At 37.9% G+C, this 14957-nt stretch carries 18 protein-coding genes; 14 read left to right on the forward strand and 4 right to left on the reverse strand.

Annotation, left to right across the window (positions count from 1 at the left end; translation table 11 throughout):
• Nucleotides 1-507 (reverse strand): NAD(P)H-dependent flavin oxidoreductase (locus ACESM9_RS10135; protein WP_372997884.1); only part of this gene is annotated, 507 nt, incomplete at its 3' end.
• 158 nt (nt 508-665) lie between these two features.
• Between ACESM9_RS10135 and ACESM9_RS10140 the strand changes: the two genes are divergently transcribed.
• From ACESM9_RS10140 to megL, 4 genes are all read left to right on the forward strand, one after another.
• Nucleotides 666-1289: a LysE/ArgO family amino acid transporter gene (locus tag ACESM9_RS10140; RefSeq protein ID WP_372997886.1), complete on the forward strand. Its 624-nt coding sequence runs from the start codon at nt 666-668 to the stop codon at nt 1287-1289.
• Nucleotides 1290-1358: 69 nt separating this feature from the next.
• Entirely contained in the window at nt 1359-1574 is a 216-nt protein-coding gene (locus tag ACESM9_RS10145; protein WP_372997888.1) for a heavy-metal-associated domain-containing protein, read from the forward strand.
• A 10-nt stretch (nt 1575-1584) separates the two neighbouring features.
• The gene (locus ACESM9_RS10150) at nt 1585-3432 is read left to right on the forward strand and encodes a heavy metal translocating P-type ATPase (RefSeq protein ID WP_372997890.1); all 1848 of its coding nucleotides are present in this window, start codon (nt 1585-1587) and stop codon (nt 3430-3432) included.
• Between the two features lie 119 nt (nt 3433-3551).
• Entirely contained in the window at nt 3552-4727 is a 1176-nt protein-coding gene (megL, locus tag ACESM9_RS10155) for a methionine gamma-lyase (RefSeq protein ID WP_372997918.1), read from the forward strand.
• A 28-nt stretch (nt 4728-4755) separates the two neighbouring features.
• On the opposite strand, the gene ACESM9_RS10160 is transcribed toward megL, so the two are convergent.
• Both ACESM9_RS10160 and ACESM9_RS10165 read right to left on the reverse strand, forming a co-directional pair.
• Nucleotides 4756-5454 carry a hypothetical protein gene (locus ACESM9_RS10160; protein ID WP_372997892.1) on the reverse strand — a complete coding sequence of 233 codons (699 nt, stop codon included), beginning with the start codon at nt 5452-5454 and terminating at the stop codon, nt 4756-4758.
• A gap of 291 nt (nt 5455-5745) precedes the next feature.
• Nucleotides 5746-6771, reverse strand: coding sequence for a branched-chain amino acid aminotransferase (locus ACESM9_RS10165; RefSeq protein ID WP_372997894.1), 1026 nt, complete (start codon nt 6769-6771; stop codon nt 5746-5748).
• A gap of 165 nt (nt 6772-6936) precedes the next feature.
• Between ACESM9_RS10165 and ACESM9_RS10170 the strand changes: the two genes are divergently transcribed.
• The 7 genes from ACESM9_RS10170 (at nt 6937) to ACESM9_RS10200 (ending at nt 12601) form a co-directional block, all read left to right on the forward strand.
• On the forward strand, nt 6937-8826 hold the full coding sequence (locus ACESM9_RS10170; protein WP_372997896.1) for an Eco57I restriction-modification methylase domain-containing protein: 1890 nt from the start codon (nt 6937-6939) through the stop codon (nt 8824-8826).
• Nucleotides 8827-8860: 34 nt separating this feature from the next.
• Complete coding sequence (locus tag ACESM9_RS10175) at nt 8861-9199, forward strand: arsenate reductase family protein (RefSeq protein ID WP_372997898.1); 339 nt, start codon at nt 8861-8863, stop codon at nt 9197-9199.
• 15 nt (nt 9200-9214) lie between these two features.
• Nucleotides 9215-10051, forward strand: a complete 837-nt coding sequence (locus ACESM9_RS10180; protein ID WP_372997900.1) for an MBL fold metallo-hydrolase — start codon at nt 9215-9217, stop codon at nt 10049-10051.
• Nucleotides 10052-10176: 125 nt separating this feature from the next.
• Entirely contained in the window at nt 10177-10656 is a 480-nt protein-coding gene (locus ACESM9_RS10185; RefSeq protein WP_372997902.1) for a DUF6530 family protein, read from the forward strand.
• 3 nt (nt 10657-10659) lie between these two features.
• Nucleotides 10660-10962 carry a DUF2087 domain-containing protein gene (locus ACESM9_RS10190; RefSeq protein WP_372997904.1) on the forward strand — a complete coding sequence of 101 codons (303 nt, stop codon included), beginning with the start codon at nt 10660-10662 and terminating at the stop codon, nt 10960-10962.
• The gene (locus ACESM9_RS10195; RefSeq protein WP_372997906.1) at nt 10962-11318 is read left to right on the forward strand and encodes a GIY-YIG nuclease family protein; all 357 of its coding nucleotides are present in this window, start codon (nt 10962-10964) and stop codon (nt 11316-11318) included. Before ACESM9_RS10190 ends, ACESM9_RS10195 begins: the two co-directional genes overlap by 1 nt.
• Nucleotides 11319-11389: 71 nt before the next feature.
• Entirely contained in the window at nt 11390-12601 is a 1212-nt protein-coding gene (locus ACESM9_RS10200; RefSeq protein WP_372997908.1) for an MFS transporter, read from the forward strand.
• Here the strand turns inward: ACESM9_RS10200 and ACESM9_RS10205 are convergent.
• On the reverse strand, nt 12598-13272 hold the full coding sequence (locus tag ACESM9_RS10205; RefSeq protein ID WP_372997910.1) for a Crp/Fnr family transcriptional regulator: 675 nt from the start codon (nt 13270-13272) through the stop codon (nt 12598-12600). The genes ACESM9_RS10200 and ACESM9_RS10205 overlap by 4 nt on opposite strands.
• A gap of 99 nt (nt 13273-13371) precedes the next feature.
• Here ACESM9_RS10205 and ACESM9_RS10210 point away from each other — a divergent pair, with 99 nt between their 5' ends.
• The 3 genes from ACESM9_RS10210 to ACESM9_RS10220 all read left to right on the forward strand — a co-directional run.
• Nucleotides 13372-13869 carry a permease gene (locus tag ACESM9_RS10210; RefSeq protein ID WP_372997912.1) on the forward strand — a complete coding sequence of 166 codons (498 nt, stop codon included), beginning with the start codon at nt 13372-13374 and terminating at the stop codon, nt 13867-13869.
• Entirely contained in the window at nt 13866-14576 is a 711-nt protein-coding gene (locus tag ACESM9_RS10215; protein WP_372997914.1) for a permease, read from the forward strand. The genes ACESM9_RS10210 and ACESM9_RS10215 overlap by 4 nt, the downstream gene beginning before the upstream one ends.
• A 145-nt stretch (nt 14577-14721) precedes the next feature.
• Nucleotides 14722-14957: DHH family phosphoesterase (locus tag ACESM9_RS10220; RefSeq protein WP_372997916.1), on the forward strand; the 236-nt coding region annotated here is incomplete at its 3' end.

Below are 14957 nucleotides of genomic sequence, written 5' to 3' on the forward strand. Positions count from 1 at the left end.
TACAGGAATATCTACCTCTTTGCATACCTCGGGCAGTATCTCCCTCATAGATCTGTCCGTACCCAGATGCCCTCCTGCTTCCTTACCTTCTACAACTACAGCTGCAGCCCCCAGCTTTTGAGCCATTGCAGCAAGCTTCGCAGAAGACACTATGGGTATTATGGGAGTACCATATTCTTTTCCCCAGGAGAACATATCTCTCGAGAAGCCTGCACCTGATATGAAAAGATCTATGCCCTCTGCCATAGCAGCTTTCACAAGATCAGAGAAGTTTCGCACTGCGAACAAAACATTGACTCCTATAATTCCCTTTGTCATTGATCTTGCAAGCCTTATCTCATTGATTAATTCTTCTATGCTCATGCCAGTACCGGCAATGACACCTACACCCCCCTGATTTGCTACCGCAGCAGCAAGAGGAGCAGTAGATATTTTTACTGCCATTCCACCTTGAATAATTGGTACAGGTATTGTAAATTTTCCAATTTTTAATTCTTTTAAAATCATATTTTCTCTCCTAACTTTACTACCAGGTACTAAATGTTGATACTATTATAACATGATAATATTAATGTAACAATTAATTTTTGAGGCATTGGCATATTTGGAATTAAATTATATAATTAGGATGATGCTGATTTGATAATTTAAAAACAGGGGGAATAATGTTGCTGAAATTTTTACTTCAGGGTTTCATGTTGGGAATTGCTTATGTAGCACCTATAGGTATGCAGAATTTATATGTGATAAATACTGCAATAAGCAAAAGCAGATTACGAGCATACCAGGTGGCACTGATCACGACCTTTTTTGATATCTCCTTGGCTTTAGCATGCTTTTTTGGTATGGGTGCCTTGATGGAGAGATCTGATATTCTTAAGTCCATAGTCCTCTGTATAGGTTCTATAGCTGTTATATATATAGGAATTCAACTTATTAGAAGCAAGCCCAGTGCAAATAATAGTGTCGATGTAGATAAATCACTGACAGAGGTTGTCATAGCCTGCTTCATGGTAACATGGATAAATCCTCAGGCATTGATAGATGGAACTTTACTTCTAGGTGGAATAAGAGCTTCATTGCCTTCTGATGCAGCAGGCTTTTTCATACTGGGAACATCCTTAGCTTCATTTTCCTGGTTTATAGGATTGACTACTGTAGTATCAATTTTCAAAAATAACTTTAGCCATAAGATAATTAAAGGAATAAACATAATATGTGGAAGCATCATAGTGTACTACGGATTAAAGATGGCATATAATTTTATTCAGCTCATTGTAAAACCGTAACAATTGTTACGGTTTTAATCTAGTAAAGTGTATATAATAAAACCATAAAATATATGAGGAGGAATTAACATGGCAAATAAGACATTCCAATTGGAAACATTGACATGTCCTAGTTGTGCGGCAAAAATCGAAACGGTGTTGAAGAAGATGAAAGGCGTAAAGGAAGTGGAGGTTTTGTTTTCATCCAGCAGGACTAAGGTATCCTTCGATGAAGAAGTTACAAATCAGGATGAGATTAAGAAGACCATAGAAGATTTAGGCTATGATGTCTTAGGTGTGAAATAAAGGTGGCGCTATGTTTAAGATAAGCAGAGGGCAAAGGGTAATAGTATCAGGGCTGCTGATTTTGCTGTCCTTTGCTTTCGGATATTCAAATCTCAATCCCATATTTAAGGATGCTTCAATGATTGCTGCTGCATTTATAGCAGGCTATCCTATAGCATTAAATGCTTTTAGAGCTATACGATTTCGTATTGTTGGCATCGATGCATTAGTTACTGTTGCAGTTATAGGAGCACTCATAATAGGAGAATACTGGGAGGCAGCAGCAGTTACTTTCCTGTTTATGTTTGGGGCCTATTTGGAAGGCAAAACATTGGAGAAAACAAGATCAGCCATAAAGTCTCTTCTTGACCTGGCACCAAATACCGCCAGGGTCATAAGGGATGACAAGGAAATTGAGATTCCTGCTGAAGAAGTAATAAAAGATGAGATAGTAATTATAAAACCGGGAGAAAAGATACCTGTAGATGGAACAGTAGTGGAAGGCAACTCTTATGTTAACCAGTCTGCCATTACGGGAGAATCCATACCTGTTAGCAAGGCCATAGATGATAATGTGTTCTCAGGAACCGTTATTGAATCCGGATATATTAAGGTAAGGGCTGACAGGGTTGGTGAAGATACTACATTTTCCAGGATTCTTCAAATGGTTGAGGAAGCCCAGGATAAAAAGGCGAAGACTCAGAAGTTTCTTGAGGTTTTTTCAAAGTATTATACTCCCAGCATAATAGTCTTAGCCGCTTTAGTATTCATAATTACAAGGGATGTTGAATTGGCTCTTACTCTATTGGTAATAGCATGTCCGGGAGCTTTGGTGATTTCCACACCTGTTTCCATAGTGGCAGGCATAGGCAATGGGGCAAGACATGGAGTCCTTATGAAAGGCGGAGAAGTAATTGAAAAACTTGGGACAGCTAAGGTATTGGCATTTGATAAAACCGGTACTCTTACAGTAGGAAAGCCCAAGGTAACCAAAATTAAAGCTTTTCATGGAGAAGAAGAGGAATTATTGAAACTTACCGCCATTGCAGAAGGCTATTCGGAGCATCCTCTGGCCAGGGCAATACTGGAGGAAGCTGGTAAAAGATTTGAGAACCTGCCCAGCCCTGAGGATTCGGAGATAATAGCCGGACATGGACTGAAGGCGAAGGTAGAAGGAAGATACATCCTGGTAGGTAACCGAAAGCTGATGGTGGAAAACAATATAAATATTTCTAAGGAAGTTGAAGAATATATAAGCCAGGAAGAATCCTTAGGTCAGACTGTGGTGATAACGGCAGACATGGATAGGGTGTTAGGTGTAATATCTATAGCTGATGATATAAGAGAAGGGGCTATTGAACTGATTAAAAAGCTCAAGGCAAAGGGAATAAAGAGGATAGTTATGCTCACTGGTGATAATAAAAGAGCTGCAGCAGCCATTGCCAATAAGCTTGGATTGGATGATTATTATGCCGAATTATTGCCGGAGGGCAAGGTAGAGATGCTGAAAAAGCTTCAAGAGAATTATGGAACTACAGCTATGGTGGGGGATGGAGTAAATGATGCGCCAGCCTTAGCCTCAGCAGACTTTGGAATTGCAATGGGTGGAGCGGGGTCTGATGTGGCAATGGAGACTGCGGATGTGGTGCTCATGTCGGCAGAGCTGAATAAGCTGTCCTATGCCATAGGGCTAAGTAGAGCCACAGTTATAAACATGAAGCAGAATATATATTTTGCAATAGCCATTGTTATGCTGTTAATAGCAGGAGTTTTGTTAAAGCTTGTATTTCTATCATCGGGCATGCTTATTCATGAATTGTCAGTGCTTTTAGTTATAATAAATGCAATAAGGCTTTTGGGATATAACGGGAAAAGGTAGACGCCTTTTCCTTTTTTAGCTATTTTTTTAAAGGAAAATCCATTTCTGTGTAGAAGTATATAATCTGATAATAATTATTGAGGAGGTATGCTATAGTGAGCAAGCTGAACCTGAACCAAATGGGCTTTGCTACAAAAGCTATACATGGGGGACATACGGAAAATGCAGCAGGGGCATTGGCTACACCTATATATCAAACCTCAACCTTCGGATTTGAATCTGCAGAACAAGGAGGCAGAAGATTTGCATTAGAAGAAGGAGGATACATATATACCAGACTGGGAAATCCAAACAGCACGGAATTTGAAGAGAAAGTTGCCTTGCTGGAGGGAGCAGAGGCAGCAATGTCTATGGGCTCAGGCATGGGAGCCATAACATCGGCTTTATGGACTGCACTGAAGGCAGGAGATCATGTAATAGCAGCAGAAACATTATATGGTTGCACCTTTGCATTTCTAAATCATGGTTTATCTAGATATGGAGTAGAGGTAACCTTTGTAAATACCAGGGATCCTGAAAATGTGAGAAAGGCTATGAAGCCCAATACCAAGGTGGTTTATCTGGAGTCGCCTGCCAACCCTACTATGGATATAGCAGACATTGAAGCCATAAGCAAAATCGCTCATGAAGTAGAAGGCTGCTTGGTATTTGTAGATAACACATACTGTACACCATATGTTCAAAGACCCATCGAGCTTGGAGCCGATGTGGTGCTTCATTCAGCCACCAAGTATCTCAATGGCCATGGAGATGTGATAGCAGGAGTGGCAGCAGGCAAGAAGGAATTTATAGATCAGGTAAGATTATTCGGTGTCAAGGATATGACAGGTTCAGTACTAAGTCCCTTCGATGCATATCTCATTTGCCGCGGCATGAAGACTCTGGCAATAAGGATGGAGAAACATTGCCAAAATGCTATGCAAGTGGCAGAGTTCCTAGAACAACACCCTGCAGTTGATAAAATATATTATCCAGGACTCAAGAGCTTCCCTCAATATGAATTAGCGAAAAAGCAGATGAGATTGCCAGGTGCCATGATAGCCTTTGAAGTAAAAGGCGGAGTAGAGGCGGGCAAGAAGCTGATGAACAATGTAAAGCTATGCACATTGGCAGTAAGCTTAGGAGATGCAGAGACATTGATACAGCATCCTGCTTCAATGACCCATTCACCTTATACCCCTGAAGAAAGAGCAGCCAGCGGCATAAGCGACGGTCTTGTAAGGCTTTCTGTAGGCTTGGAGGATGCAGAAGATATAATTGCTGATTTAAAGGCAGTATTGGATACATTGAAATAATACGAAAGGCTTCCGGTGGAAGCCTTTCTCAATTCTTATTTCTTTTATCAATATCTTCGATTCTGAGGATAGTATTATACTCTACCTTTTCACCGTTGTACTCGTCAAATAAAGCAAGCGCTTTTTTGCGTGACAAGCTGTATTCTTTTTCACCGCTGCCGTAACCCAGTATATGAGTAGGTCTAACCTCAGATATTTTCCATTGGTCATTGTCTTTTCTGAATATATACCTTCTGTAATACATCACATTAAATTTTGGGTTATAATGCTCATCCAGCTGCTTAACAAAAACACTCTTTGTACCTTGATCCTCATTGCTATAAACCTTTGATATTTCAATGTCACCTAAAGTTGATGTGTATTCAGGAGGTATTTCATTACCTACCTGATTTTCATACTTCTCACGAATTTTTATTAGCGTCTCATCATCTATATTTGATATTTCATCTATATTTATGGGAGTAAGATTAAAGATATTTTTTATTTTTACATATAACTCTTTTGAATCGTATTTGCTTATATAATCATAACCAGAGTAAAATAGCGGTTTTATATTCCCGGTGTAGTCATCAAAGGTTACTTGGAGTGTCTTTAACCAATATTCATTTTTTTCAAGCTCTATTACGCTTTTTATTATTTGCTCATCTTCGCTGGAAACTGTGCAACCAGGAGAAAAAATAAGAGATAGAAATATAACAAGAATCAAAGCAACAATTACCTTTTCCACTGCTCTAACCCCTTTTCTTAAAAACAGTTTTATAGCAACAAATGCTAAAATATCCCAATTTTATTTTAAGATTATGGGTTATGATTGTAAAGGATAAAGGGAATAAATGTTAACAACATAACAAAGTATTTAAATTTGTGTATTGGATTATAGATAGTTTTGGTCTATTGGAGCAAAACATAATATATCTCTTGCCTATTAAAAAATTATGAAAAAAGCAATGATAACATGCAGCAAAAGAGGATGCCGATGATTCATCAACATCCTCTTTTGTATTTATAGAAACTGTTTCTATTTTACCTCAACTATCCAGCCTTCTGGAGCTTTTATATCCCCAAACTGTATTCCCACTAGAGTCTCATAAAGCTTTTTGGTTACAGGGCCTACTTCTGTCTCACTGTAAAATACATGAAGCTTGCCCTTATATTCTATACCTCCTATAGGAGTTATTACTGCAGCTGTGCCGCAGGCACCTGCTTCTGCAAATTCATCCAGATTATCGATATATACATCTCTTTCTTCGACTTCCATTCCGAGATAATCCTTGGCTACCTGAAGCAGAGAATACTTAGTAATACTTGGAAGGATAGAAGGTGATTTTGGAGTAACAAACTTATTATCCTTAGTAATACCGAAAAAGTTTGCTGCTCCTACTTCTTCTATCTTTGTATGAGTTGCAGGGTCAAGGTAAATACAATCTGCAAAGCCTCTCTTAACAGCAAGTTCATGGGGAAGCATGCTTCCAGCATAGTTGCCTCCTACCTTTGCAGCACCGGTGCCATAGGGAGCTGCTCTGTCATAATCTGATACACAGAAGTTTACAGGTTTCATACCCCCTTTAAAATATGGGCCTACCGGGGTACAAAATACTGAGAAAATATACTCTGATGCAGGTTTAACTCCTACATTATCTCCAACACCAATAAGGAAAGGTCTGAGATATAAGGTGGCACCACTTCCGTAAGGAGGTACATAGGCTTCATTAGCTTTTGCCACCTGGATACAAGCATCTATAAATCTTTCCACAGGAAACTCGGGCATCAAAACTCTCCTACAACTGTCCTGCATCCTTATTGCATTCCTGTCAGGTCTGAAAAGCTGTATTTTGCCCTCTTTTGTTCTATATGCCTTAAGTCCTTCGAAACATTGTTGACCATAATGGAGGGCAGTGGAGCCTTCACTTATGTGAAGCTTATTATCCTGGGTCAATGTACCCTCATCCCATTTTCCATCCTTCCAGTAGGATATATAGCGGTAGTCGGTTTTTATGTAGTTAAAACCGAGCTTACCCCAATCGATGTCGACGGTTTTTCCCATTGCTCATACTCCTTTCATTTCTTTCTATTACCATTATACAATATTAATTGAAAAATTTGTTGTAATATTTGGAATTATCAACAATAAGGAAAGCATCATCCAACAAATGTACAAGTTTAAAAAGGTGGGATATAATATAAATATATGGAAAAGGCAGGTGGTTAGGTGAAGGATTTTGCTTTGGGAGAACTTTATCAGCAAACTATGGGAAGAGAATCAAAAAGGGCTCATGGTAAGTTTTATACACCGGATTATATAATAGATTTTATGCTTGATAGAGTATTTTCAAATGTGAATATAGTCGAGAAACCTTCTATAAAGATACTGGACCCTGCTTGCGGCTGCGGTTTTTTCCTTATAAAAGCCTATGACTTGCTTAAGGAAATGTTAAGAACCAATCTTAATGAATTAAGAGAGAAATATGCTGATGAAATCCATGAAATAAACAAAAATGGGCATGTTATAAGAATCAATGGTGAACAGTATTGGCAGGAGGAAAACCTTCATTATCATTTACTTAAACACTGTCTTTATGGTGCGGATATAGACAGGGAAGCCCTCTGGTTATGCTCTGCCAGCCTTTTAGCCAAGGATAAAGGTGGGTATACTGATGAGCTCAATATAGTCTATGGCGACAGCCTTTTTCGCTGGGAGAAATACTACAACAAAGAACAGTTAATTGATGAACTTCAAGAATACAGACTGGTCTACGGCATAAAAAACGGTAGAGACGATACAGTAGAATATGTGGATAGGGATAGGTTAGAAGAAATTCTAAAAAATAATGTATTCTGGTCTAACAAATATGATTATATCATTGGAAATCCCCCTTATGTAGGGCATAAGGAATTGACTATGGAATACAAGAAATGGTTATTGGATGAATATAAAGAAACATTCAAAGATAAGTCAGATCTTTCCTATTGCTTCTACCAAAGGGCATTGGAGGTTACTGAAAACAGTGGTGTAATTGGTTTTATATCCTCCAGATATTTTATGGAAAGTCCTACAGGCAGAAATCTCAGAGGATACTTGAGGGATAATTGCAGGATTAATCGTATAGTTGATTTCTATGGAGAAGAGATTTTTCCCGGGGTAGGAGTAGCTGCAGCAATATATTTTATATCCAAGGAAGTGGATAATGATAATGAGATTGAAGTATGGAAGTATCAAGGAAGTAAGTTAAAAAACGTAGAACCAAAGGATTTTGAAATATTCAAGGTTAATCAAGATAAGATTTCAGAAGATAGATGGATTTTGATTCCAGATGAAAAGAGGAATATATTAGAAAGAATTGAGAATTCCTGTACAATTAGGCTTGGCGATATAGTGGAGAGCTTCCAGGGCATAATAACGGGCTGTGATAAAGCTTTTATAATGGATGAAAACACGATAAAAGCTTTAGCAATTGAAGAAGAACTGCTTAAACCTTGGATAAAAAACAGTCATGTGGACAGATACAGAGTAAGAAATAGCAATTTGAAGCTTATTTATTCTGATTTCATAGATGAACCCCTGAAATATCCTAACAGCATCATGCATATAGAACAATACAGAGAACGGTTGGAGAACAGAAGAGAATGCAGAAAAGGCCTTAGACTTTGGCATCAGCTTCAATGGGGCAGGAATCCTGAACTTTTCATTAAGGAGAAGATTGTATACCCCTATAAGAGCACCGGTAACAGATTTGCTTTAGATAGAAGGGGCTGTTTCTGCAGTGCGGATGTCTATTCCTTCGTATTGAAAGATGGAGTTGAGGGCTACTCTCTTCCGTTTCTGCTAGGGGTACTGAATTCCAGCCTATATGAGTTTTATTTCAAGCTTTTTGCCAAGAAGATGGGTAAAGATATATATGATTATTACCCCAATGCAGTGATGGATCTTAAAATACCGGACTATGAAGAATGCAAAGAGATAGATACTATTAGTCTGGAGCTCATAAGACTTCATGAAGAAGAACCTGATTCAGAAAGAATCGGTATTCTGGAAAAGGAGATAGACAATATACTTAAGGATCATTTCTCCATAAGAGCCAGTTCGCTTTTATTCAGATAATCATAGTTTACAACAAAATTAAAGGGTGATGAATATGAACATACAGATATTTGGAAGGAACAAATGCTTTGACACAAAAAAAGCTCAGAGATATTTCAAAGAGCGGAACATAAAGTTTCAGTTTATTGATTTGAATATGAAAGGTCTGAGCAAGAGAGAGCTTGAGAGCGTAGCAGCGGCTGTGGGTTTCAATGATTTATTTGATACCAATGCAAAAAACTATGAAAAACTGAACTTACATAAAATAACCAATAAGTCCATCAGGCAAGAATTACTACTAAATAATCCTGAACTGTATAAGACCCCCATTGTAAGAAATGGAAGGCAGGCAACTGTAGGATATAAGCCGGAGGTATGGAAAACCTGGGAATAGAAAGGGGAGAGCCATGTGAAATTGACAGTTCTTGTGGACAATAATACACTGATTGACAGATATTTGCTTGGAGAACCTGGTGTGTCATATCTGATTCAGGAAGAAGGGCAGAATATACTTTTTGATGTCGGATATTCTGATGCTTTCATAAGAAATGGGAATAGTATGAACATGAATATGAATAATCTAGACTCTGTGGTGATTTCCCATGGTCACATGGATCACACTTGGGGATTATTCTATCTCATAAAATATTTTACAGAAGCTAGAATCGAAGGTATTGAATATAAGAAGCCGGATCTGCTTTCACACCCTTGGTCATTCTTACCAAAGACTGTAGAAGATGAAGAAATCGGTACCATAATAACAGAAGATACTCTAGCCAGGTATTTTAATATGAAGCTGAGTAAGGAACCTGTATGGCTGACAGAAAAACTTGTTTTTCTGGGAGAGATAGAGAGAAATAACGACTTTGAGAACAAGAAGCCTATTGGCAATATTCATATTAACGGGGATATGACGGAGGATTATCTCTTGGACGACTCTGCTATGGCTTATAAGTCAAAAGAAGGCTTGATAATCATTACAGGATGCTCTCACGCTGGAATATGCAATATCATGGAGTATGCCAGAAAAGTGTGCAAAGATGATAGGATCGCAGATGTTGTAGGTGGTTTTCATCTGCTTGATCCAGAGGAAGAAGTGCTGAACAACACCTGTGATTATATTAAGTCAAACAATGTGAAACTTCTTCATGCGTGTCATTGCACAGACTTGAAATCCAAGATTGAACTTTCAAAATCCTGTACCATCAAAGAAGTAGGTGCTGGCATGATTTTGGAGTATGATTAAGTGTAGTAACACAAGCGAAACAATCTTTTTATTGACATATGATATAAATAGGTCTATACTGCAATTAGTAATTTACTAATTTACTAAATTACTGATTGCAGTATTTTTATTTGGAGGTTATGATTATGAAGATACCAACAACATTGAAACATAAACCTGTCATAGTATCGGAAAACTATGAAAATGTAGATGGCAGATATGCATATAACACCGATGCCAAGGGATTGTCATTGGGATTGGCCCAGTGGAACGATAGAGGCAAGGTGGATATTTCAGCTAAGGTATGGAGATACACTGGGGAAAAATGGTCAAGACAGTCTGAAGAGCTGCCTTTGCATAGAGTACTTGACCTAGCAATACTTGTTTGCAGAGCAAAGCTGCATTTCAGAGAAGCCTATCGATATGAGAAGCTATATGATCCAGAAAACCCTGTAATAGACAGAGTTGGACTGCAGGGGGATGCTATGACAGTGGCTGTATGCACAGACAATGAAAAGATTGATGAGGATATTAAGCTCTTCAGTCAGGCCCTCAGCAATGATGATGAGCTTATAGGTGAGAGGTTGTTTACTTTATCAAGAATATTAAAAGAGATGGGGTATTAATTGATGAATGATATAAAGAAAGAAGTTAATATTTCAGCCTTTCTGGATGAGGAGGGTAAAATAAAGCAGTGGCCTGCAGCCAGCAAAAATAAAATAGCTATAGTAGGTTATTTAGCCAGCAAGTTTGAAAAGAATAGGATCTACGATGAAAAAGAGGTCAATGAGATTATAAATCAGTGGCATACTTTTAAAGATTATTTTTTGCTGAGAAGGTCACTGATTGATTATAAGTTGCTGGGGAGAACTCGAAATGGAGCAGAGTATTGGGTTATCCCTAAAGAAGATGAAATAGAAGGTGACAACTGATGGACAGGAAAAAAGAATTAAAAGAATGGTATAAGCAGATGAAGCCTGACATGGGTATATTCATGATTCGATGTAAAGCAAATAACAAATGCTATATTCAGGCAACCCATGATTTGAGAGGTGTGATGAATGGCACCAGGGTAAAGCTCGGCGCCAACATGCATCCTTGCAGAGAACTACAGAAAGAATGGAAAGAATACGGTGAAGAGAATTTTACTGTTGAAATCCTTGAAAATCTTGAATATGACAAGGATGAAACCAAAACAGACTACAAGGATGAGTTAGCATTGTTGCATATGATCTGGGAAGAAAAGCTGGCAAAGGAAGGCTTAGAGTTTTACAAAAAGAACAGTTGAGTGCCAAGAAGTGAAGTTAGGCAGTTATTGAGGTAATTAGTTACACAAAAGATGGGAGAGAACGCACACATATGAATAAAAACTGGAAGAAGAACATAGTACTTTTTTTAGCTAGCCAGACCATATCGCTTTTCGGATCATCTTTGGTCCAGTATGCGATAATGTGGTTTATTACACTGGAAACAAAGTCTGGAGTGATGATGACAATATCTATTATATGCGGTTTTGTGCCTAACTTTTTTCTTGCGCCTTTTGCAGGGGTATGGGCTGACCGATATAACAGAAAACTGCTGATTATTCTATCAGACTCTCTGATTGCAATAGCTACACTTATTTTAGCCATATTGTTTTTTATGGGGTATGGATCAGTATGGTTGTTGTTTGGAATGTCCGCAGTACGCTCTATTGGATCAGCAATTCAAATTCCAGCTGTTGGAGCATTTATACCTCAGATTGTGCCGGAGGATAAGCTAACCAAGGTGAATGCAGCAAACGGAAGCATACAGTCTTTGATTATGCTGATATCCCCTATGCTTAGCAGTGCACTGCTAACTATAACAGATATTGAAGCCATATTCTTTATCGACGTTATAACAGCTGCCATTGCTGTTTTTACTCTGCTTTTGTTTTTAAATGTACCGACTCATGGGAAGGCATTGGAAAAGAAGAAAATGAACTATTTTACTGATTTGAAGGAAGGCTTCGTCTATATCAGGAACCATGAGTATGTGAGGAAGTTCTTTCTATTTGGAGCCATATTCTTTTTCCTGATCGCACCTGCTTCATTTTTAACACCTCTGCAGGTAACAAGAAACTTTGGCGAAGACGTAAGAAAATTGGCAGCAATTGAAATGATTTTTTCAATAGGAATGATGGCAGGTGGTATGATTATGGCTTACTGGGGAGGATTCAAGAATAAGATCCACACCATGACATTGTCCAGTCTGATTATTGGAATATGTACTGTGGCACTTGGGCTGGTTCCATCTTTCGTGCTATATTTGGCAATAATGTGCCTCTTTGGAGTATCTGTACCATTCTTTAATACACCGGCTACTGTTCTACTGCAGCAGAAGGTAGAGGAGAACTTCTTGGGCAGAATATTTGGTGTCTTTGGTATGATATCAAGCTCCATGATGCCTATTGGTATGCTTGTGTTTGGTCCGGCTGCCGACATCATACGAATAGAATGGCTGCTTGTAGGAACAGGCATACTGCTGTTTATTCAGAGCTTTTTCCTGATTGGCGACAAAGCACTGGTTGAAGCTGGGAAGGGCAGTTAGTCATCTAACTGCCGTGCCTGGCACATCATGATCCAGTCCCTGCCATAGTCAACTAAACCTTCCTTTCTCATCTTTTGAAGCTCGCGAGAGAGGGAGGTTCTTTGTATTCCAAATCTTTCAGCCAACTCTTTTTTCGTCATGTTAAGCTTTATTCTGCTGCTGCCCTGAATTTGACATTCAAAAGCAAGAAAGTCCAATATTAGTTGTCTTATGCTCTTTCCTGATATTAACTTTATCTTGTCTGTGAGAAATATTGAACGGTCCGATAGGTATTGGAGCAATATAGCCAAAAAGTTTTTATTTTTCATAGCCAGATCCAGTATAGTTTCCTTTTTGATATGTAGCATAGTACAATCAGATTTGGCACTTATGGTCATGGGATAAAAGCTCTTCTGAGAGAACATTAGATTAAGGCCTATGATGTCTCCCTTTGTAAAATCTGATACAGTGAGTGAATTGCCGTCTTCGGTGATACTTTGAACTATTACGGATCCGTAAAGCACCAGATCTAAGGTTTTACACTTCTCATTCTGAAGGTATATTATAGAGCCCTTTCGATATTTACTTATTTTATGGTTATTATCATTCAAAAGTTCTCTTATTTCTTCATCTATCAAATTACTAAATAGAGCATTTGCTTTAAATATATAAGAATATTCTTTGATGATCATAATTTCTCCTATTTCTCTAAAATAGTTACCACAGTAACTGTTTTTATTTCAGTTTTATTATAACATTAATAAAAACATTTCAAAATAGGAGGTTGGCTGATGAAATTACCGAAACTTGATGCATTTACTTTATCACTTTGGATCATCGCAGTTGGATTGTTTATATTCTTTTTATTCAAGGATAAAAACAAAACCCTCAACTCTACCAAGATGGTTAAGGGTATGATGGGAGGATTAATGGGAGATTTGATGGGGATATTGTTTCTCATAGGCCTTATACTCACATTTATACCTCCAGAAACCATTAAAAAGCTTTTAGGGCAGTCTAATGTATACCTATCAACAGTTATTTCGGCTATTGCAGGAAGTGTTACCTTGATACCCGCGTTTGTAGCATTCCCCTTAGTCGGCTCCTTGGTAAATGTAGGGGCTAGCATAGTGCCTGCAGTAGCATTTTTAACTACTCTTACTATGGTTGGATTTGTAACATTTCCATTGGAAAAGAAAGAACTGGGGTTTAAGTTTGCAATATGGAGAAACTCATTGAGCTTTATATTAGCTTTGATAATAGCATTCGTAATGGGGGTTATAGCATGAAACTAGTAGAAAAAATTAAGAAAAATAGGCTTTTGTCTGTTGTCATAGTAGTGTATCTGTTATTGTTTATCACAATTCCAGATAAAGCTATTGTAGCAATAAGCAACAGTATATATTATGTTCTTGAAATGATTATGATAATGCCCGTAATATTCATTTTGACTTCCCTGACTGAAGCATGGGTGCCTAAGGAAGTAATAATAAACAGCTTTGGGGAAAAATCAGGATTTAAGGGAAATGTTTTTGCATTTTTATTGGGGAGTTTTTCTGCAGGACCTATATATGCAGCATTCCCCGTGTGTAAAATGCTTATGGAAAAAGGAGCAAGCATAGCAAATATAGCAATAGTATTAAGCGCTTGGGCAGTAATAAAGGTGCCTATGCTTGCCAATGAAGCCAAGTTTTTGGGAACCAGGTTTATGGCTATAAGGTGGGTTCTGACAACCATATCAATAATTATAATGGCTTACCTTATATCGAAATTTGTTAATAAAGAAGATATCCCTGAAGTTGAGGGCAGAATCAAAGAGGGGATTAGTATAAATAAAGATTATTGTATTGGCTGTGGGATGTGTGCCAAAATATGCCCCAATGTTTTTTATATGGAGGATAAAAAGGCTAAAGCTCGAAGTGAAGCTCTTACAGGACTAGTCGCAGATAAGATAAATGAGGCAATCCAAGCGTGTCCCGCAAAAGCTATAAGTTGAATATATAGCAGGGCCAATGAGTCCTGTTATTTTTCTATAATTTATTTTGTATACATGACATTTTCAATACATGAATGTATAATAATAAAAGAAATTATGCCTATGGGCTAATTATATATTATCGAGAGTGGGAGATATATTATAAATGAAAACGCTTATTTTTGGACACAAGAACCCGGATACGGACTCAATGGCCTCAGCCATTTCCTTATCTTATTTAAAAAATAGGACAGGCTATGATACCGTGCCAGGCATATTGGGAGAACTAAATAATGAATCCAAGTTCGTACTGAAATATTTTAATATGCCGGAACCTGAGCTTATCAATAATGTAAAAATACAAGTAATGGATTTAGATTATGAGAGAATAGAACCCATACC

The organism is Lutispora sp. (genome assembly GCF_041687175.1).
Taxonomy (GTDB): domain Bacteria; phylum Bacillota; class Clostridia; order Lutisporales; family Lutisporaceae; genus Lutispora.

Excerpts from the sequence above, each read along its gene's own strand:
- ACESM9_RS10140 (WP_372997886.1), top strand. The coding sequence starts at position 666 with ATGTTGCTGAAATTTTTACTTCAGGGTTTCATGTTGGGAATTGCTTAT.
- ACESM9_RS10145 (WP_372997888.1), top strand. The coding sequence starts at position 1,359 with ATGGCAAATAAGACATTCCAATTGGAAACATTGACATGTCCTAGTTGT.
- ACESM9_RS10150 (WP_372997890.1), top strand. The coding sequence starts at position 1,585 with ATGTTTAAGATAAGCAGAGGGCAAAGGGTAATAGTATCAGGGCTGCTG.
- megL (WP_372997918.1), top strand. The coding sequence starts at position 3,552 with ATGGGCTTTGCTACAAAAGCTATACATGGGGGACATACGGAAAATGCA.
- ACESM9_RS10165 (WP_372997894.1), bottom strand. The coding sequence starts at position 6,771 with ATGGGAAAAACCGTCGACATCGATTGGGGTAAGCTCGGTTTTAACTAC.
- ACESM9_RS10175 (WP_372997898.1), top strand. The coding sequence starts at position 8,861 with ATGAACATACAGATATTTGGAAGGAACAAATGCTTTGACACAAAAAAA.
- ACESM9_RS10185 (WP_372997902.1), top strand. The coding sequence starts at position 10,177 with ATGAAGATACCAACAACATTGAAACATAAACCTGTCATAGTATCGGAA.
- ACESM9_RS10190 (WP_372997904.1), top strand. The coding sequence starts at position 10,660 with ATGAATGATATAAAGAAAGAAGTTAATATTTCAGCCTTTCTGGATGAG.
- ACESM9_RS10195 (WP_372997906.1), top strand. The coding sequence starts at position 10,962 with ATGGACAGGAAAAAAGAATTAAAAGAATGGTATAAGCAGATGAAGCCT.
- ACESM9_RS10200 (WP_372997908.1), top strand. The coding sequence starts at position 11,390 with ATGAATAAAAACTGGAAGAAGAACATAGTACTTTTTTTAGCTAGCCAG.
- ACESM9_RS10205 (WP_372997910.1), bottom strand. The coding sequence starts at position 13,272 with ATGATCATCAAAGAATATTCTTATATATTTAAAGCAAATGCTCTATTT.
- ACESM9_RS10210 (WP_372997912.1), top strand. The coding sequence starts at position 13,372 with ATGAAATTACCGAAACTTGATGCATTTACTTTATCACTTTGGATCATC.
- ACESM9_RS10215 (WP_372997914.1), top strand. The coding sequence starts at position 13,866 with ATGAAACTAGTAGAAAAAATTAAGAAAAATAGGCTTTTGTCTGTTGTC.